The sequence below is a fragment of the Rubrivivax sp. JA1055 genome, assembly GCF_020966565.1.
Lineage (GTDB): Bacteria > Pseudomonadota > Gammaproteobacteria > Burkholderiales > Burkholderiaceae_C > Rubrivivax > Rubrivivax benzoatilyticus.
This window is the reverse complement of record NZ_JAJKFP010000006.1, coordinates 911,687-930,329: the sequence shown is the minus strand read 5'-3', so window position 1 is coordinate 930,329 and position 18,643 is coordinate 911,687. Positions and strand designations below refer to the sequence as shown.

Here is an 18,643-nt window from a genome sequence, read left to right as displayed (position 1 = left end):
GACCGTAGACGCACGAACGGCCCGTTTCCCTCACCCCCCGGCCCGCGCGGCACGGCAGGCCAGCAGCCCGCGTGCGACGTGTTTCTCGACCATGCTGACCGAGATGCCCATGCGTTCAGCGACCTGGGCCTGGCTCAGCTCGTCGAAGACGTGCAGCACGAAGGCCTCGCGGCAGCGTGGCGGCAGCGCCTCGATCGCCGCCAGGCAGGCCTGCACGTCCTGGCGCGAGGCCAGCGCCTCGTCGGGCCGCGACTGCGGCGGCGCGCTCGGGTGCTCGTCCTCCGCCAGTTCGTCCAGCGCCTCGTGGCGGCGCAGCGCGGCGCGGCGGTGGCGGTCGACGACGAGGTTGCGCGCCGTGCGGTAGAGCAGGGCGCGGCCGTCCAGCACGGCCTGGCCACCTTGCTGCAGCCCGAGCACGCGGGCGTAGCTCTCCTGGGCCAGGTCGGCCGCGGCATGGCGGTCGCCGACCAGGCCGGCGAGGAAGTTCAGCAGTTCGCGGTAGTGACGCTCCAGCACGGCCGTTCTCGTCTGACGGGGCCCGGCACCGGCGGGCAGGAGACTGGCGGCGGCTGGTCTGAGGTGCGTTAAATAGGAATTATTCTTATTATGCAGCTTCGACGGCCGCCGATCGAGCCTCGGGCGCCGGCCTTGACACAAACGAGCCGTCCGCGCGCCTTCAGGCCGTACAAACCGGCCATGGACACCGCCCACCACGCCCCGATCGTCTCGTCCCTGCCGGGGCGCCTGCGCCTGCGCGACGCGCGGCTGCGCCGCGATGCGCTGCGCGAAGCGGTGCTGGCGCGGCTGGACACGCTGCCGGCGCTGCGCACGCTGCGCGCCAACGCGGCGGCCGGCAGCATCGTCGTCGAGTACGACGGCACGCGTGTTGGCGAGGCGCTGATGTGCCGCGAGGTGCTGGACGCCGTCGCGCCGTGGCTGGCGGCACCGGCGGCCGCGGCGCCCGCCGCCGTGCCCGCGCCGCCGCGCCGTGCCAGCCGCCGGCGCCAGCTCGCCCGCGCCAACAACCTCGGCATGCTGGCCAGCCTCGGCGGCTCGCTGGCGCTGGCCGCGGCCGGCGCCAAGAGCGCGCACGTCGCCACCGGCACGGTCTTCCTCGGCCTGCTGGGTGTGCACCTGGCGATGCACCGCCGCAGCCTGCTGCGCTGATCAGCGTTTGCGGCGCCGCGCGCGCGGCAGCCCGGCGCCGGCCAGCGCGCGCAGCAGGATCGCGATCGTGCTGCCGTTGTGCAGCATCGACGCCGCCACCGGGCTCAGCGCGCCGAGCGCCGCGGCGCCGAGGATCGTCGTGTTGAGCCCCATCGTCAGGCGGAAGTTGCCGTCGATCAGCGCACGCGTGGCCAGCGCCAGCGCCTTGGCGTCGGCGACGTGGCCGATGCGGTCTTCGAGCAGCACGACGTCGGCGGCCAGCCGGGCGACGTCGGCGCCGCGCTGCATCGCGATGCCGACGTGCGCGCCGCTGAGCGCCGGGCCGTCGTTGACGCCGTCGCCGACGAAGGCGATGCGTGCGCCCGACTCGGCCAGCTCGTGCAGCACCGCCGCCTTGTCCTCGGGCATCAGCCCGGCGCGGTAGTCGTCCAGGCCCAGCGCCGCGGCGGTCTCGCGGGCACGCTCGGGCAGGTCGCCGGTCAGCATGACGATGCGGCGCACGCCCAGCTCGCGCAGCCGCGCGACGGTGGCCGCGGCGTCCGGGCGCAGCTGGTCGCGCATCGCCAGCACGCCGATCAGCGTGCCGCCCCAGCCGATGTAGAGCAGGGTCTTGCCGTCGGCCTCCAGCGCCTGCAGGCGCGGCGCGTGCGGCGCGACGGCGATGCCTTCGTCGTCCTCGATGAAGTGGCGCGAGCCGACGACGACCCGCCGGCCGTCGATCTCGCTGGCGACGCCGTGGGCGACGATGAACTCGACCTCGGCGTGGTCGAAGTGCTCGCGCTCGGGCAGGCGGTGCGCGGCCTCGACGACGGCCAGCGCCATCGGGTGGAAGTAGTGCTCCTCGACCGAGGCGGCGAGGTTCAGCAGGTCGGCCGGCGTCAGCGCCGGGTCGAGTGCGACGGCGTCGGTGACCAGCAGCCGGCCGGTGGTCAGCGTGCCGGTCTTGTCGAAGACGAAGGTGTCGGCCGCGGCCAGGCGTTCGAGCGCGCGTGCGCCCTTGATCAGCATGCCGCTGCGCCCGGCTTCGGCCATCGCCGACTTGAAGGCCACCGGCGTCGCCAGCTTCAGCGCGCAGGAGTAGTCGGCCTGCAGCACCGCGGCGACACGCCGGCCGTCGCGCGACAGCGCCCAGGTGCCGGCGGCCAGCGCCAGCACCATCGGCACCAGGCGGTCGGCCAGGCGCGCGGCGTCGAGCTGGGTCTGGCCCTTGGTCTCCAGCGACTGGGCGACGAAGTCGGCGATGCGCGCCGCCGCCGCCTGGCGGCCGACCCGTTCGGCGTAGACGCGCAGCCGGCCTTCCTCGACCAGCGTGCCCGAGAGCACGTGGTCGCCGCGGCGGCGTGCCACCGGCACGCTCTCGCCGGTCATCGTCGCTTCGTTCACCAGCGCCTCGCCGCCGAGCACCGTGCCGTCGACCGGCATCACCGCGCCGGTGGCGACGATGACCGTGTCGCCGACCTGCACCGCGTCGGCGTCGATGCGCGTCTCGCGGCCTTCGCGCTCGACCCAGACCTCGCTGTCGGCCGGGCGCAGCAGCTGCGACAGCAGCGCGTCGGAGCGGCGTTCGATCGAGTGTTCGAGGGCCTCGCCCAGCGCCAGCAGGAAGGACGTGGTGTTGGCCGCGACGTGGTCGCCGCGGCCGATCGAGATCGCCACGGCCACCGCTTCGAGCACGTGCGAGGTGATGCCGGCGCGCAGCAGGTCGTCCAGCGCCTCGCCGAGCAGCGGCACGGCGTTGGCCGCGGCCACCGGGCCGCGCAGCGACATCGGCAGCGCCGGCCCGAGCAGCAGCGCGGCCCCGGTGGCCAGCACGCTGCCCAGCGCCGGATCGGGGGCGCAGCCGGTGGCCGGCGCGCGGCCGGGGGGCGGCAGCGCCAGCAGCTGCGACGCGAGTGTCGCGGCGTCGGTGAGCGCCGGGTCGTAACGCAGTGCCAGCGAACGCACCGCGGCGTTGACACGCACCTCGCGCACGCCGCGCAAGGCCTCGGCGGCGCGGCGCAGCGAGCGGGTGTCCAGCGCGCCGCCGCGTTCGACGCGGTAGCGCCAGCGCACACGGCCGGCGCAGGCGTGTGCCGGCTCCAGTGCCGCGATCCAGCGGCCGGGGCTCACGGCTCCCGGTGCAGCTGGGCGTCCATCTCGGCGCGGATGTCCGCCGCCTGTTCCTTCAGCTCCTCGAAACCGCCGGCCAGGCCGGAATAGAGCTTCATCGCGGTCTTCAGCAGCGCCGCGCGCCGGTCTTCGTCGCCCAGCACCCAGGCCGCGCCGGCGCCCAGCGCCAGGCCGACGAGGAACTGCTGCTGCGCCGGGTTGCCCGGGATCCACGACGGCAGGTTGCCGAACAGGCCGCCGCCGTTGCCGGCATTGGCGTTGGCGGGCGTGTTGCCGCCGTTCCAGCCGCAGGCCGGGCAGCCGGCGCAGGCCAGCTTCGCCTTCTTCTTCGACTTCTTAGCCAAGTTCCTTCTCCTCGCGCCCGGCCTCGCCGAGCAGGGTTTCGATGATCTGCACGGCCGCCGCCCCGGCGGCCACGGCGGCGAGCGCGCCGCCCCACTGGCCACGCTGCAGCGAGCGTGCGGCCTGCGTGCCGGCGGTCAGTGCGGCGCCGCCTTGCAGCGCGTGGCGCAGCACACGCCGGGCGTCGAGGCCGGGCCGGTCCTGGAAGGCCGACAGGCAGGCGGCGGCGACGAAGCCGCGTGTGAAGCTGCCGTCGGCGGCGGCGATGCGCTGGCGTTTCACGCCGTGTCCCCGGTCTTGCGGGTGCGGCGGCGCGGCGTCCTGGCCGGTGCAGCCGGGGCGGCGACGGGTTCGGGTGCCGGTTCGGGCGCCGGCGCAGCCGCGGGTTCGACGGCCGGCGCCTCGGGCTGGGCCTCGGGAGCGCGGCGGCGTTGCAGCCAGCGCACGGCGAGTGCGCCGGCGGCAATGCCGGCCGCGAAGGGGAAGAGTTGCAGCATCTCGGGTCTCCTGTCGGTGTGCCGTGGCCGCGGCACACCGCACGAGGAAGACCGTGATGCTGGACAGCGCCCGCCGGCGTCGGGGCCGGGGGCCGCCTGGCCGGGAGGCAGGCGCCAACGCTCGTCTACGTACGGCGCACCGGAGGCGCGCGACACGATGCGCTGGCTGGCGAAAGCTGGCTGGCGGAAGTCGGCCCAGTCTCGGCCGGCGTCCGCCCCGGGCCCTTGCGGGCGATCAAGCCGGCGTGCGCCGGCCCGGCTTCAGAAGGTTTCCCAGTCGGCCTCGGTGCCGGCCGCGGCGGGCGTCGAACTGGTGCGCGTGGCCGCGCGTTCTGCGGCGGGCCGGGCGGCCGGACGCGCTGCCGGCGCCGGGCGTGCCGCCGGTGCCGGGGCGGCCGCCGGCGCGCGGCGCTCGCTCTCGTTGCCGAGCCGGAACACCGCGACCGCCGACACCAGCTGGCGTGCCTGCGTGCGCAGGCTGTCGGCGGCGGCGGCGCTTTCCTCCACCAGCGCGGCGTTCTGCTGCGTCGCCTGGTCCATCTGCGCGACCGCGTCGCCCACCTGGCTGACGCCGTCGCGCTGCTCGGCGCTGGCGCTGCTGATCTCGCCGACGATGTCGGCCACGCGGCGGATCGAGGCCAGCACGTCCTGCATCTTGGTGCCCGCCTGATGCACCAGCGTATTGCCGGCCTCCACGCGTTCGACGCTGGTGCCGATCAGGGTCTTGATCTCGCGTGCGGCTTCGGCGCTGCGCTGGGCCAGCGATCGCACCTCGCCGGCGACGACGGCGAAGCCGCGGCCCTGCTCGCCGGCACGGGCGGCCTCGACCGCGGCGTTGAGCGCCAGGATGTTGGTCTGGAACGCGATGCCGTCGATGGTGCCGATGATGTCGGCGATGCGGCGCGAGCTGTCGCTGATGCCGTTCATCGTCTCGACGACCTCGCCGACCATCTGGCCGCCTTGGGTGGCGACGGCGCTGGCCGCGGCGGCGAGCTGGTTGGCCTGCTCGGCGTTGTCGGCGTTCTGGCGCACGGTGGCGTTGAGCTGCTCCATCGACGCGGCGGTCTGCTGCAGCGCGCTGGCCTGCTGCTCGGTGCGCGCCGACAGGTCGGCGTTGCCGTGGGCGATCTGGTGGCTGGCGGTGGCCACGCTGTCGGCCGAGCCGCGCACCTCGGCGACGATCTTCGCCAGGTTGGCCTGCATGCTGGCCAGCGCGTGCAGCAGGCGCGCGGATTCGTCGCTGCCGCGGGCGTCGATGACGGTGTTCAGCTCGCCGGCGCCGATGGCCTCGGCGGCCGAGACGGCGCGCGAGATCGGCCGGGTGATGGAACGGCTCACCAGCGCGGCGAAGAACGCGCCGAGCAGCACCGCGAACAGCGCGCCTCCTGCCATGCCCCACTGGCTCAGCCGCGTCGCGGCGTCCAGCGCCTCGACCCTGCGGTCCAGCACGTGGTGCGAGTGGTCGGCCACGTCCTGCAGCCGTGCGAGATAGGCCGTGGCCAGCGGCTGCAGTTCGCGATCCACGGCCTCGGAGACGTCGGTGCCGGCCTCCTTGCGCTTGAAGAGGTCGCTGCGCACGTCCAGGTACTTCTGGCGCTCGGCGGCGATGCGCGCGATCAGCGCCTTGCCTTCGTCGTCGTCGGTCAGCTCGACGACCTTGTCGCGGATCGGCGCCGAGCTCCGGGAGCCCTCGAGCGCGTCGGCCTGCAGCCTGGCGGCATAAGCCGCGTCACTGGTCTTCAGCGCCGACGTGACCTGCAGGAGGTTGACCCGAACCAGCGCGGTCCACTGCTGCGTCATCTCGTTGCGCAGCATCTCGCGCTGGACCATCGACGCCGTCGCGTCGCGGTGCATCTGCAACTGCCAGACGGCCACGGCGGCGATGCCCACGGTGATCGCGAGCACGAGGGCGAACGCGAGGCCGAGGCGGGCGGCGATTCTCAGTTGGGTCATGTGCAGCCAGGTCGAGAAGAAACGGTGATGACCTTATTTCGGCAGGAAATCATCATTTGTGAGGACGAGATGCGCCGGTCTGTCGCCCGGGTCGGCGTTTGCCGTGGGTACTCCTTCACGCTCGAGACGAATTGAAACAAACGCTGCGGCGGGTTCTGATGCGGCGCAATGTTCGAAAGTTCGTGTGATATGTCGAATTCGGCGAATTTGATGATTGTCGAGTCAGCATCTGGCGCCGCCGCGCGCCGGGGGGCAGAGTTCTTCGGCTGTTGACGAGGCCATACAGGCTGCATCTGCGTTCCATTCACTTCACGTCGACATGCCCGGCGACACCCCGTCGTCGATGACGATGCTGTCGTGGGCCGAAGGCCCGTGGCGGCTGGCGCTCAGCGTCGCCAGCCGGGGCGGCAAACGCTACGTCGTGTCCCGTGCCTGCTTATGTTTCTGCTTCGAGCCGAGCAGGGTGGTGTGTCCTGTCGCTGGCGTGTTGTCGTGCTCTCTCGCACGCCATAGAATGCGAACAATTCTCAATAATAAACTCGGCGACGACGGCGCGCAGCCGTCGTCCCGCGCCCTGTCTTGTCCTCCGCCGACGTGCTGCAGCAGCAGCTCCAGCTCCTGTACCGCGACCATCACGGCTGGCTGCATGCCTGGCTGGCGCGCAAGCTCGGCTGTCCTCAGCACGCCGCCGACATCGCCCACGACACCTTCGTGCGGGTCATCGCCGCGCGCGACGCGCTGCTGGGCGTGCAGCAGCCGCGCGCCTGGCTGAGCACGACAGCGACGCGGCTCGTGATCGACGAGGCGCGCCGTCGCCGCCTCGAGCAGGCCTGGCTGGAAGAGCTGGCGCGTGCGGCCGACGGCGCCACCTATCCGTCACCCGAGCAGACGCTGGCCGCGGTCCAGGCGCTGGCGCAGCTCGAAGCGGTGCTCGAGACGGTGCCGGCCAAGGCGCGCAGCGCCTTCGTGCGCCACTACCTCGACGGCCAGACCCATGCGGTGGTCGCCGCCGAGCTCGGCGTGTCGACGAAGATGGTGCAGAAGTACCTGGCGCGGGTGCTGCTGCAGTGCCACGCGCTGCAGGCGGCGTGATGGGGCCGCGCGTCAAGCCGATACGACCGGCGGTGTGCCCGTGAGCTGTGCTGCACCGGGCGGCGACGATGCGGTTGCGGCCGCAGCAGCCGGCTGGATCGTGCGCCTGAGCGCCGACGACAGCGCCGAACGCGAGGCCGCGCGTGCCGGCTTCGAGGCCTGGAAAGCGGCCGATCCGCGCCATGCGGCGGTGGCGGCGAGGCTGGAGGCGTTCGTCGACGGCACGCGCCAGCTCGGCGCCGCCGCGCCGGCACGGCGTGCGGCCCGCAGCGCGCTTGGCAACGTGCTGGCGCCAACGTCGCGCCGCCGGCATCTGGCCGGCGCCGCGCTCGGCTTGTTCGTCGCCGTCGGCGTCGGTGGGTTGCTGCGGCTGCAGCCAGGGCCGGCGCTGCTGGCGGACCTGGCCACGGGCCCTGGCGAGCTGCGCAGCAGCGTGCTGGCCGATGGCTCGCGGCTGACACTGGCCGGCGGCAGCGCGGTCGATCTCGGCTTCGATGCCGGCATGCGTCGCGTCTCGCTGCTGCAGGGCGAGGTGCTGGTCGAGGTCGCCAAGGATCCGGCGCGGCCTTTCGTCGTCGAGACGGCGCATGGCCGCGTGCGTGCCCTGGGCACGCGCTTCATCGTGCGGCGCGACGCCGACGCGACGCTGCTGACGATGATCGAGTCCAGCACCGCCGCCAGCACCGCGCCGCCGGCGGCCGGTGGCGAGACCGTCGTCGTTGCCGGGCAGAGCGCGCGGCTGGATGCTCGTGGCGTCACGCTGCTGGGCGCGGTCGACGCCGGCGCGGCCGAACAGGCTTTCCAGCACCGGCGCCTGGTCGCCGACGACCTGCCGCTGGCCGAGGTGCTCGACGTGCTCGCACGCCACCGCCGCGGCCTGGTGCGCTACGACCGCGACGCGATCGCCGGCATCCGGGTCTCGGCGGTGCTGCCGCTGGACGACACCGACCGCGCGCTGCAACTGCTGCAGAACAGCTTCCCGCAGCTGCGCGTGCGCCTCCTGTCGCGATGGCTGGTGCTGGTCGACAGGCCCGGCTGAATTTTTTTCGCCGCCGCCGGTTCCTGTTCGGGCGTCTCGTTCGTCAATGCAACTGAAGACCGGCGATGCCGCCGGTCCGTTGCCCCGCCGCGTCGCGGCGCGGGTGGTCCGCATCCGCTTCGAGAGTCCAGGAACCGTCCATGTCCCGCATCAAGAACCGCGGCGCCGCCTCCGGCGCACCCCGACGGCGCGCCGTCGCCCTGGCCGCGCATCTGGCGCTGGCTGCCGTGCTGGCCGGCGCGGCCGCGTTGCCGGCGCACGCGCAGGCCGGCTCTGCCGCCGCCGTGCAGGCCGACGTGCCGCCCGGGCCGCTGGCGCAGGCGCTCAACCGCTTCGCGCTGCAGGCCGGCGTGGCGCTGGTCGTCGACGCCGGCCAGATCGCGGGCCTGACGAGCCCGGGGCTCAGCGGCGCGGTCACGGTCGAAGAGGGTTTTGCCCGCCTGCTCGAAGGCAGCGGCTGGCGCATCGGCCGCACCGCCGCCGGCTACGTGCTGCTGGCCGCGCCGGCGGCCGCCGGCGGCGAGGCCGGCACCAGCCTGCCGGCGGTGCGCGCCAGCGCTTCCCGCATCCAGGATCCGGATGCCACTCCCGAGGCCTATGGCCGCCAGACCGCGCGTGGCGGCCGCGTCGGCGTGCTCGGCAACCAGGACTTCATGGACACGCCCTTCAGCACCGTGGCCTACACCAGCGAGCTGATCGCCGATCAGAACGCCAAGACCCTGGCCGACGTGCTGCAGAACGATCCGTCGGTGCGCTTCATGACGCCTGCCGGCCACATGACCGAGAACCTGCTCCTGCGCGGCTACCTCGTCACCGCCGAGAACATGGTGATGAACGGGCTGTATGGCGTCGCGCCCTACGGCCACGTGCCGACCGAGTTCGTGGAGCGAGTCGAGATCCTGCGCGGCGCCAGCGGCCTTGTCTACGGCATGTCGCCGGACGGCGCGATCGGCGGCGTCGTCAGCCTGACGCCCAAACGCGCCGGGGAGCAGCCGCTGGCGCGGCTGACACTGGATTACGAGGGGCGTTCGCAGGCCGGGCTGCACGCCGATGTCGGCCGCCGCTTCGGCAGCGATGGTGCATTCGGCGTGCGCTTCAATGGCGCCTGGCGCGACGGCGGCACCGCCATCGAGGGCCAGGACAAGAGCCGCGCCCTGGGCGCGCTGGCGCTTGACTACCGCAGCCCGCGGCTGCGTGCCAGCTTCGATGTCTACGACGTGCACGAGACCACCGAGGACGGCAGCCCGATGATGGCGTCGTTCGCCACCCGAGTCGTCAAGGCGCCCGACTCTTCGACCAACCTGTTTCGCGGCACGCGCTCGCGCATGGACAACCGTGGCGTCGCGCTGCGCGTGGAGGGCGATGTCGACGACCGTCTCGAGGTCTACGCCGCCCTTGGGCGCCGCCTGACCGACTACGACGGCTACATCAACGGCACCTGGGCCGGCAGCGTCGCCGCCGACGGCAGCTTCAGCGGCGTCACCGTCGAGCAGGACGGCTACAAGGCCAGCACCAGCTACGACCTCGGCCTGCGCGCGCGCCTGGACACCGGTTCTCTGCGTCATGAACTGGTGTTCTCGGTCAGCGGGCTGAACCTGGAGAGCGGGATGATCTACACCCGCAGCGCCAGCTTCGCGTCCAACATCTACGCGCCGGGCCCGGTGGCCATCGCCGCCGACCCCGGCCGGTCGCCCAAGACCGGCGACACCGAGCTGCGCGGCATCGCGCTGGTCGACACCCTGTCCTGGCTCGACGAACGCGTCGCGCTGACGCTGGGCCTGCGCCGCCAGGAAGTGCGTGACACCAGCTACGACGCCCGCACGGGCGCCGTCAGCGCCGATTACGTCAAGCACGTGACAACGCCGGCTGTCGGCCTTGTCGTCAAGCCTTGGTCGCGCCAGCTCGCGCTGTACGCCAACTACATCGAGGGTCTGTCCAAGGGCGGGTCCTCGCCGCTGACGGCGGCCAATCCCAACGTCGTCTTCGAGCCCTATGTCTCCAAGCAGAAGGAGATCGGTCTGAAGTGGGACGGCGGCGACTTCGCGCATACGCTGGCGCTGTACGAGATCACGCAGCCGAGCATGATCGCCGACGCCGCCAACCGCTACTCGGTCGACGGCGAGAAGCGCGTGCGCGGCCTGGAGTGGACCGCGATGGGCCAGCCCTGGCGCGGCGTGAGAGTGCTCGGAGGTCTGTCCCTGGCAGACGGCAAGCAGGTGCGCACCAGCAAGGGCGTCAACGACGGCCATGACGCCTACGGTGTTCCCGACTGGCAGGCCAACCTCGGCGCCGAGTGGGACCTGCCCTGGCTGAAGGGGCTCGTTGTCGGCGCGCGCGTCGTGCACACCGACGACCAGTACCTCAACTCGGCGAACACGTTGCGCATCCCGAGCTGGACGCGCTGGGATGCCAGCCTGCGTTACACGACGACGATCGCCGGGCGTGCCACCACCTGGCGCGGCAGCGTCGTCAACCTGCTGGCCAAGGACTATTGGGCCGGGCCCTACCACGGCGAAGGCTTCACGACGCTGAGCCAGCCGCGCACCGTCAGCCTGTCGGCGACGGTGGACTTCTGATGGCGGCGGCCGTGGCCGCCGGGCTGCTGCTGGCCGCCGCCGGCGGCGCCTGCGTCTACCTCGCGTCGCCGCATCAGCGGCTGGCGGCTCGGGCCTGGCCGGCACGGCCGGCGCGTGCCGCCGGCGCGCTGCTGTGGGCCGCCGCGCTGGTGGCACTGCTGCAGGCGCTGCTGCCGCTGACCGCGGTGCTGGTGCTGGCGACCTGGGCGATGCTGGTGTTCACGCTGCTGCCTTACCTGGGGGCCGGGCGCACGCTGCGCGGAGGCGGCCGATGAGCGCGGCCACGGGCCGGCGCGAACTGCGCCGCGACTGGCTCGCCAAGACGCTGGCCGGCCTGCTGCTGGGCTTCACGCTGGCCGTCGGCGCCAGCGGGCTGCTCGGGCTGGCGCTGGCGGGCGTGGCCGCACCGGCGCGCAGCCAGCTGATGATGTGGGCGGTGATGCCGGTCTGGCTGGGCGTGTTCTCGGGCGTCTATTTCTTCGCCAGCGGCCTGCGCGCCTGGCTCTGGCTGGTGGCGGCCAACACGCTGGTCTTCGGCGCGCTGGCCCTGGCGCGCGCGTTCTGAGGAGGCACGATGCGTACCGACTTCATCCGTGTCTACAAGAGCGTTCACACCTGGACCGGCATCGTCGCCGGGCTGGCGCTGTTCATCGCCTTCTACGCCGGCGCGCTGACGGTGTTCAAGGAGCCGCTGCAGCGCTGGAGCGCGCCGCCGGCCGCCGGCGTCGAGGCCACGCCGCTGGCCGCGGCCCCCGAACTCATCGCGCGCACGCTGGCGGCCCACCCGCAGGCGGCCGAGGGTTTCAGCCTGCACCTGGTGGCGGCCGAACACCGCGCCGGCCGGCTGAGCTGGGACGAGCACGAACCCGGCGCCGACGACCATGACGAGCTGGCCGGCCGGCGCATGGCTGCCGTGCTCGACGCCGGCGGCGCGCTGCGCAGCGCCGAGGCCGACGGCTCGCGTGTCGCCGAGTTCATCGACGTGCTGCACCGCGTCGTCGGCCTGCCGGTGGACCGCGACGAGCACCGCTGGCTGATGGGCGCGGTCTGCGTCGCCTACGTGCTGGCGCTGGTCTCGGGCGTCGTCGTGCTGCTGCCGACGCTGGTCAAGGACTTCTTCGCGCTGCGCCTGGGCAGGAACCTCAAGCGCATGTGGCTGGACGCGCACAACGTCGTCGGCATCGTCAGCCTGCCGTTCCATCTGCTGATGGCGCTGACGGCGGTGGGCTTCGCCTTCCACGACGGCATCTACGCCTTGCAGGACCGGGTGCTGCACGACGGCCGTCTGGGCGCCACGTTCGCGCCGCCGCGCAGCGGCGATGCACCGGCCGTGCGCGACCCGGCGGCGATGCTGGCGCCGGCGCTGCTGGTCGAGAAGGCGCGTGCGCTCGCGCCCGGCTTCGAGCCGACGATGCTGCAGTACGCCCGCCTGGACGGGCCCCGGCCGACGGTGCGCATCTGGGGGCGCGACGCAGCGACGGTGTCGCCGCGGGTTCCCGGCGGCTTTGCCGTCCTCGACCCGTACACGGGCCGGGTGCTGTCCACCGATTACCTGCCCCGGCGGCAGACGACAGCCTTCACGGCCATCAGCACGGTGTTCGCGCTGCACTTCGCCACCTTCGGCGGCACGCCGCTGCAGTGGATGTACTTCGTGCTCGGTCTGGCCGGGGCCTGGCTGTTCTACAGCGGCAACCTGCTGTGGGTCGAGTCGCGGCGCAAGGCGCGCCGCGGCGACGTGCCGCTGCCGGCGCAGCGCCGCGACGTGCGTGCGATGGCGGCGCTGACGGTCGGCGTGGCACTGGGCTGCGTCGTCGGCATCTCGGCGACGCTGGTGGCCGGCAAATGGCTGTACGGCCGCGTCGAGGACCTGACGCTGGCGCACCAGCTCGTCTACTACGCCGTCTTCTTCGGCGCCATCGCCTGGGCCTTCGTGCTGGGTGCGGCGCGCGCTTCGGTGCACCTGCTGTGGGCCGCCGCCGCGGCGACCGCGGCGATCCCGGCGACGACGCTGGCGGCCTGGGCGCTGCCCACGCTCGGGCTCTGGGCCCACGGCAGCGGCGCCGCGCTCGGCGTCGACCTGACGGCGGCGGCCGGCGCGCTGGTCTTCGTGGTGATGGCGCGCGCCACCGCGCGTCGTGTGCGGGCGGGGGCCGAGGACAGCGTGTGGTCGGGCCGGGCGGCAGCCGAGGCGGCGTCGGGGCCGGCGGCGGCTGCCTGACGCGGCACGGTGGCGGGCGAGTCGTTGGATATAATGAGAGTCATTCTCATTGGCCTCGAATCCTCGGCGCCCCTCCCGTGTCCGCTCCTGACGCCAGCCTCCAGCACCAGGTCCGCACGCTCTACCTCGAGCACCACGGCTGGCTTCAGGCCTGGCTGCGGCGCCGGCTGGACGACTCGCAGCAGGCCGCCGACCTGGCGCACGACACCTTCTTGCGCCTGCTCGCCGGCCGGCGCGAACACTTCGGCGACGAGCCGCGCGCGCTGCTGACGCACGTCGCCAAGGGTCTGGTCGTCGACCACTGGCGCCGGCGCGAGGTCGAACGCGCCTACCTGGAGGCGCTGGCGGCGATGCCCGAGGCGCAGGCGCCGTCGCCCGAGACGCGGCTGGCGCTGCTGCAGACGCTGGTGCAGATCGACACGCTGCTCTCCGGCCTGGCGCCGCGCACGCGCGAGTGTTTCCTGCTCGCTCAGCTCGACGGCCTGACGCTGGCGCAGATCGCCGAACGCCTGGCGATGCCGGTCATCACCGTGCGCCGCCACGTGCACAAGGCGCTGGTCGCCTGCATGGCTTGCGTCTGATGGCGCCCGCCGAGCCGTCCGCCGCGCTGCTGTCCGAAGCCGCCGACTGGGCGCTGGCGCTGCGCGAGGGCGGGGCGGCCGAGCACGAAGCCTTCGAACGCTGGCGCGCGCGCAGCCCGGCGCACGCCGCAGCCTGGGCGCGCGCCGAGGCGGTGTTCGAGGTCTTCGGCCGTGTGCCCGAGGGCGCCGGCCGCCAGGCGCTGCATGCGCTGGGCCGTGGCGGCCGGCGGCGTGCGCTGGCCGCGCTCGGCGGCCTCGCCGTCGGCCTGCCGGCTGCCTGGCTGGCCTGGCACGAAGCGCCGTGGCACGAATGGCGCGCCGACCTCGCCACCGCCACCGGCGAACGCCGCGACACCGTGCTGCCCGACGGCACGCGGCTGGTGCTGAACACCGCCAGCGCGGTCGACGTGCTGTTCGGCACCGGCGAGCGCCGCCTGCGCCTGCGGGCCGGCGAGATCCTGGTGACGACCGGGCACGAGGCCTCGGCGCGGCCCTTCGTCGTCGAGACGCCGGCCGGCCGCGTGCGCGCGCTGGGCACACGCTTCTCGGTGCGGCTGGACGGTGATCGCTGCCGCGTCGCGGTCTACGAACACGCGGTCGAGCTGCAGCCGGTGGCCGGCGCACCGCGGCGGCTGGACGCCGGCGAACAGGCCGAGTTCGACGCCGGCGGCGTGTTCGGTGTCGGTGCCGCCGACGAGAACGACACGCTGTGGCAGCGCGGCCTGCTGCTGGCGCGTGGCCGCCGGCTCGACGAGGTGGCGGCCGAACTGGCGCGCCACCGCCGCGGCCTGCTGCGCTGCGACCCGGCGGTGGCGGCGCTGCGTGTCTCGGGTGCGCTGTCGCTGGCCGACACCGACGCCGCGCTGGCGCTGCTGGCGCGCACGCTGCCTTTGCGCGTCGAGCGGCGCACGCGGTTCTGGGTGACCCTGGCGCCGCGCTGAAGCGCAGGTGATCACTTTCCGGCGCTCGTCCGGTGTAGCGGATGAAGGCGTGCCGAGCGGCCGCCGCATCCCCAGCACAGGAAGAACATGAAGCAGACCTCCGGGCGCCGCCAGCGCGCCTTTGCCCTGAAGGCCGGCGCCGCCGGCGTGGCCCTCCAGGCGGCGATCGCCGTGCTCTGCGGCGCGGCGCTGGTCGCGGCACCGCCGGCCGCCTTCGCCGCCGAGGCCGGCGCGCAGGAGTTGCGCATCGCGCCCGGCCCGCTGGACGAGGCGCTGGCGCAGTGTGCCGCGGCCTTCGGCGTGCAGCTGGCCTTCGACCCGGCGCTGGTCGCGGGCCGCCACAGCGCCGGGCTGCAGGGCCGCCACACGCTGGACGAGGCTTTCGAGCGCCTGCTGCGCGGCAGCGGGCTGGAGCTGCAGCCGCAGGGCGCCCGCGCCTACGGCCTGCGTGCCGTGCCGCCGATGTCGCCGGACCAGCCCGCGCTGCCGGCGCTCAAGGCGCGTGCCGCGGCGATCACCGACGACCGCAGCGAAGGCGCCGGCTACGCCACGCCGGGCCGCAGCGCCGCGGCCACCGGTCTGGCGCTGACGCCGCGCGAGACGCCGCAATCGATCACCGTCGTCACGCGCCAGCTGATGGACGACTTCCGCCTGGACACGCTGAGCGCGGTGCTGGACCAGACCCCCGGCGTGACCGTCAACCGCCAGAGCGACATGACCACCTTCACGGTTCGCGGCGCCGACGTCAACCTGCAGACCGACGGCCTGCGCCAGGCGCGCGATGGCTGGGGCTGGAACACCCACATCCTCTACACCAGCGACGACATGGCCGAGATCGACCGTGTCGAGGTGCTGAAGGGCTCGTCGGGCCTGGTCAACGGCGACGGCTATCCGGGGGCCACGGTCAACCTCGTGCGCAAGCGCCCGACGGCCGAGTTCCAGGCTTCGGCCGGCGTGCTGGCCGGCAGCTGGGACCGCTACCGCGCCGAGGCCGACGTCTCCGGCCCGCTGGACCGCGAAGGCCGGCTGCGTGCGCGGCTGGTCGCCTCGCACGAAGACGCCGGCTCGTTCCGCGACCGCCAGAAGACCCGCAGCTCGCTGGTCTACGGCACGGCCGAGTTCGACCTTGCGCCGTCGACGCTGCTGACCGCGGGCCTCAGCTGGCGCCAGCGTGAACTGCAGGGCGCCGGCGGCACGACGCCGATCCAGGCCTACACCGACGACGGCACCTTCGTCGGCCTGCAGCCGCGTTCCTATAACCTCGGCGCGTCCTGGGCCGGTTACGAGCAGGAGACGCTGAACCTGTTCGCGCGCCTGGAACACCGCTTTGACGGCGGCTGGAGCGCCCGGCTGCAGCTGGCGCACGAGAGCGTCGACACGCCCGACGTGCGTTTCGGCTATCTGCGCGGCGCGTCGGGAGCCGTCGGCCTGGCGCGATACCGCGACGTCGAGGCGCGCAACAAGAGCATCGCGCTCGACGTGCAAGGGCCGCTGGAGCTGCTGGGCCGCCGCCACGAGCTGCTGCTGGGGGCCGGCGCGTCGAGCAGCCGGACGACACTCGAGCGCATCAACGCCGACGACCTGACGGGCACGATCGACTACGCCTCCGGCGGCGGCGCGATCGCCCAGCCCGACTGGAGCGGCTTCACCGCGTCCGACGACCTCTTCAGCCGCCACCGCCGCTACGCCTACGGCGCCGCACGCTGGAACCTCGCCGACCCGGTGAAGCTGATCACCGGCGTGCGGGTCACCGACTACGGCCAGAAGGACGTCACCGACATCGGTTGGTACAACTACCGCATGACGGAACACGGCGTCACGACGCCGTATGCCGGCGTCGTCGTCGACGTCTCGCGCCAGGTCTCGCTGTACGCCAGCTACGCCAGCATCTTCGAGGCCCAGAGCGCCAAGGACGCCGCCGAGCGCACGCCGCCGCCGAAGGAAGGCCTGTCCTACGAGATCGGCGCCAAGGGCGAGTTCTTCGACAAGCGCCTGAGCGCCAGCGCCGCCTTCTTCTGGATGAAGACCGACAACGAAGCCGAGGAAGTGGGGCTGACGCCGGGTGGCGACAGCATCTACCGCGCCGTCTCCGGGGCACGCCGCCACGGCTACGAGTTCGAGATCGCCGGCGCCCCGGCGCCGGGCTGGCAGGCGCAGGGCAGCTACGTGCTCAACGACAGCAGCCTGGAGAGCGCCGGCAGCAGCCCGCGCCATCAGTTCAAGCTGGCCGGCAGCCACCGCTGGAGCGGCGGCACCTTCGACGGCCTGACGCTGGGCGCGGCGACGCGCTGGCAGAGCACGATCTCGGCCGGCACCGAGGCCACCCGGCTGCGCCAGGACGCCTACTGGGTCTGGGACCTGATGGCGCGCTGGGAGATCGACCGCCGCCTCAGTGTCAGCGCCAACGTCGCCAACGTCTTCGACAAGAAGTACTTCGCCGGCGTCACCGACTGGGGCGCGCTGCACTACACCTGGGGCGCGCCGCGCAGCGTCAACGTCGGGCTGAACCTGCGCTACTGACGGCTTCGGCGGTGCAGGGCAGGATAGAATGAGAACAATTCTTATTTGTGCGCCGCCACCAGGCGCCCGAAGCCGCCGTGAGTGCCGCCGAACCCGCCCTGCAACAGCAAGTCAGCCTGCTCTACGGCGAGCACCACGGCTGGCTGCAGGCCTGGCTGCGCCGCCGGCTGGGCTGCGCCCACCATGCGGCCGACCTGGCGCACGACACCTATCTGCGGGTGCTGGTCAGCGGCCGCACGCCGCCGCCGGGCCAGGCGCGGCCGCATCTGATGCAGATCGCCAAGGGCCTGGTGATCGACCGCCACCGGCGCCAGCTCGTCGAGCGCGCCTACCTCGACGCGCTGGCCGCGATGCCCGAGCTGCTGGCGCCGTCGCCCGAGCAGCGCGCCGCGGCCGTCGAGTCGCTGCTGCTGCTGGACGCGGCGCTGGCGGCGCTGCCGCCGGCCGTGCGCGAGGTCTTCCTGCTGTCGCAGTTCGACGGCCTGACCTATGCCGAGATCGCCGCGCGCCAGGGCATCGCGGTGGCGACGGTGCGCAAGTACATGCTGAAAGCCGGTGAAGCCTGCTTTCTGGCGCTGGACCACGATGGCTGAGGCCGGCCAGCGGCTGGACCCGGTGCAGCGCGCCGCGCTGCAGTGGCAGGTGAGCTTCTGGTCAGGCGACGCCAGCGAAGCCGAGCGCCGCGCCTTCGAAGCCTGGCTGGCCGCCGACGAGGCCCACCGCCGTGCCTGGCAGCGCCTGCAGCGCGCCGGCGGCCGGCTGCAGGCGCTGCCGGCCGACGTCGCCGGCTCCGTGCTGCGCACCACCACGGCTGGCAACGCCCGCCGCCGCACGCTGCGCGCCTTGCTGCTGCTGGCCGGCGCCGGTGGCACGGCCGCGCTACTGCGCGAGACACCGGCCTGGCAGCTCGCCAGCGCCGACGAGCGCACGGCGACCGGCGAGCGCCGCGAGCTGCGGCTGCCTGACGGCGGCCTTCTGACGCTGAACACCGCGAGTGCGGTCGACCTGCGCTACGGCGCCACCGAGCGCCTCGTGCGCCTGCTCGCCGGCGAGGTGTTCATCGCCACCGCGGCCGACCCCGCACGCCGCCCCTTCGTCGTCGAGACGCCGGCCGGCCGTGTGCAGGCGCTGGGCACACGCTTCGCGCTGCGCTGCCTGGACGCGGCGACGCGTGTGCAGGTTTTCGAAGGCGCCGTCGAGCTGCGCCCGCGCGATGGCGGCACGCCGCGGCGGCTGGACGCCGGCTTCCAGGGTTGCTTCGACACCGCGGCCGCCGCTGCGCCCGAGGTGCTGGACGACGCGGCGGCGGCCTGGATGCGCGGCCTGCTGGTCGCCGAGCAGATGCGGCTGGACGACTTCCTTGCCGAGCTCGCGCGTTACCGCCGCGGCGTGCTGCGCTGCGACCCGGCGGTGGCCGGGCTGCGCGTCTCGGGTGTCTTCCCGCTGGCCGACACCGACGCCGTGCTGCGCTCGCTGGTGCGCGCGCTGCCGCTGCGCATCACCCGCGCCACACGCTGGTGGGTCACCGTGGAGCCCGCGCGTGGCCGGGCGTAGCACTTTTTCGCGCTCGTCCGGGAATGCAGATGAGGCCTGCCGTCCGGCGGGCCA

The 18,643-nt window shown here is 73.5% G+C and carries 18 protein-coding genes; 12 read left to right on the top strand and 6 right to left on the bottom strand.

Annotation, left to right across the window (positions count from 1 at the left end; translation table 11 throughout):
- Nucleotides 1–30 precede the first annotated feature (30 nt).
- A complete protein-coding gene (locus LOC65_RS13715; protein WP_164962194.1) occupies nucleotides 31–516 on the bottom strand; it encodes a sigma-70 family RNA polymerase sigma factor in 486 nt (161 codons plus the stop codon).
- Nucleotides 517–696: 180 nt separating this feature from the next.
- Here LOC65_RS13715 and LOC65_RS13710 point away from each other — a divergent pair, with 180 nt between their 5' ends.
- Nucleotides 697–1,167 (top strand): hypothetical protein, encoded by a 471-nt coding sequence (locus LOC65_RS13710; protein ID WP_230247877.1) that lies wholly within the window; start codon nucleotides 697–699, stop codon nucleotides 1,165–1,167.
- On the opposite strand, the gene LOC65_RS13705 is transcribed toward LOC65_RS13710, so the two are convergent.
- The 5 genes from LOC65_RS13705 to LOC65_RS13685 all read right to left on the bottom strand — a co-directional run bounded on the left by LOC65_RS13705 (nucleotide 1,168) and on the right by LOC65_RS13685 (nucleotide 6,068).
- A complete protein-coding gene (locus LOC65_RS13705; RefSeq protein ID WP_230247876.1) occupies nucleotides 1,168–3,276 on the bottom strand; it encodes a heavy metal translocating P-type ATPase in 2,109 nt (702 codons plus the stop codon).
- Nucleotides 3,273–3,620 carry a hypothetical protein gene (locus LOC65_RS13700; protein ID WP_009857180.1) on the bottom strand — a complete coding sequence of 116 codons (348 nt, stop codon included), beginning with the start codon at nucleotides 3,618–3,620 and terminating at the stop codon, nucleotides 3,273–3,275. The genes LOC65_RS13705 and LOC65_RS13700 overlap by 4 nt, the downstream gene beginning before the upstream one ends.
- Complete coding sequence (locus LOC65_RS13695) at nucleotides 3,613–3,900, bottom strand: hypothetical protein (RefSeq protein WP_230247875.1); 288 nt, start codon at nucleotides 3,898–3,900, stop codon at nucleotides 3,613–3,615. The genes LOC65_RS13700 and LOC65_RS13695 overlap by 8 nt, the downstream gene beginning before the upstream one ends.
- Nucleotides 3,897–4,115 carry a hypothetical protein gene (locus LOC65_RS13690; protein ID WP_230247874.1) on the bottom strand — a complete coding sequence of 73 codons (219 nt, stop codon included), beginning with the start codon at nucleotides 4,113–4,115 and terminating at the stop codon, nucleotides 3,897–3,899. Before LOC65_RS13690 ends, LOC65_RS13695 begins: the two co-directional genes overlap by 4 nt.
- Before the next feature lie 261 nt (nucleotides 4,116–4,376).
- Nucleotides 4,377–6,068 (bottom strand): methyl-accepting chemotaxis protein, encoded by a 1,692-nt coding sequence (locus tag LOC65_RS13685; RefSeq protein ID WP_230247873.1) that lies wholly within the window; start codon nucleotides 6,066–6,068, stop codon nucleotides 4,377–4,379.
- A 579-nt stretch (nucleotides 6,069–6,647) separates the two neighbouring features.
- Here LOC65_RS13685 and LOC65_RS13680 point away from each other — a divergent pair.
- The 11 genes from LOC65_RS13680 (at nucleotide 6,648) to LOC65_RS13630 (ending at nucleotide 18,589) form a co-directional block, all read left to right on the top strand.
- On the top strand, nucleotides 6,648–7,160 hold the full coding sequence (locus LOC65_RS13680) for a sigma-70 family RNA polymerase sigma factor (RefSeq protein ID WP_230247872.1): 513 nt from the start codon (nucleotides 6,648–6,650) through the stop codon (nucleotides 7,158–7,160).
- A 40-nt stretch (nucleotides 7,161–7,200) separates the two neighbouring features.
- Nucleotides 7,201–8,199 carry a FecR domain-containing protein gene (locus tag LOC65_RS13675; RefSeq protein WP_230247871.1) on the top strand — a complete coding sequence of 333 codons (999 nt, stop codon included), beginning with the start codon at nucleotides 7,201–7,203 and terminating at the stop codon, nucleotides 8,197–8,199.
- A 140-nt stretch (nucleotides 8,200–8,339) separates the two neighbouring features.
- Nucleotides 8,340–10,775, top strand: a complete 2,436-nt coding sequence (locus LOC65_RS13670; protein ID WP_230247870.1) for a TonB-dependent receptor — start codon at nucleotides 8,340–8,342, stop codon at nucleotides 10,773–10,775.
- Entirely contained in the window at nucleotides 10,775–11,050 is a 276-nt protein-coding gene (locus LOC65_RS13665; RefSeq protein WP_009857486.1) for a hypothetical protein, read from the top strand. Before LOC65_RS13670 ends, LOC65_RS13665 begins: the two co-directional genes overlap by 1 nt.
- The gene (locus LOC65_RS13660) at nucleotides 11,047–11,340 is read left to right on the top strand and encodes a hypothetical protein (protein WP_009857485.1); all 294 of its coding nucleotides are present in this window, start codon (nucleotides 11,047–11,049) and stop codon (nucleotides 11,338–11,340) included. Before LOC65_RS13665 ends, LOC65_RS13660 begins: the two co-directional genes overlap by 4 nt.
- A gap of 9 nt (nucleotides 11,341–11,349) precedes the next feature.
- Nucleotides 11,350–12,993: a PepSY domain-containing protein gene (locus LOC65_RS13655; RefSeq protein WP_230247869.1), complete on the top strand. Its 1,644-nt coding sequence runs from the start codon at nucleotides 11,350–11,352 to the stop codon at nucleotides 12,991–12,993.
- 77 nt (nucleotides 12,994–13,070) lie between these two features.
- On the top strand, nucleotides 13,071–13,574 hold the full coding sequence (locus LOC65_RS13650) for a sigma-70 family RNA polymerase sigma factor (RefSeq protein ID WP_230247868.1): 504 nt from the start codon (nucleotides 13,071–13,073) through the stop codon (nucleotides 13,572–13,574).
- Nucleotides 13,574–14,515: a FecR domain-containing protein gene (locus tag LOC65_RS13645; protein WP_230247867.1), complete on the top strand. Its 942-nt coding sequence runs from the start codon at nucleotides 13,574–13,576 to the stop codon at nucleotides 14,513–14,515. Before LOC65_RS13650 ends, LOC65_RS13645 begins: the two co-directional genes overlap by 1 nt.
- Before the next feature lie 87 nt (nucleotides 14,516–14,602).
- A complete protein-coding gene (locus LOC65_RS13640; RefSeq protein WP_230247866.1) occupies nucleotides 14,603–17,035 on the top strand; it encodes a TonB-dependent siderophore receptor in 2,433 nt (810 codons plus the stop codon).
- 77 nt (nucleotides 17,036–17,112) lie between these two features.
- Nucleotides 17,113–17,628: a sigma-70 family RNA polymerase sigma factor gene (locus tag LOC65_RS13635; RefSeq protein ID WP_164962205.1), complete on the top strand. Its 516-nt coding sequence runs from the start codon at nucleotides 17,113–17,115 to the stop codon at nucleotides 17,626–17,628.
- Nucleotides 17,621–18,589 carry a FecR domain-containing protein gene (locus LOC65_RS13630; RefSeq protein ID WP_230247865.1) on the top strand — a complete coding sequence of 323 codons (969 nt, stop codon included), beginning with the start codon at nucleotides 17,621–17,623 and terminating at the stop codon, nucleotides 18,587–18,589. The genes LOC65_RS13635 and LOC65_RS13630 overlap by 8 nt, the downstream gene beginning before the upstream one ends.
- Nucleotides 18,590–18,643: the final 54 nt, after the last annotated feature.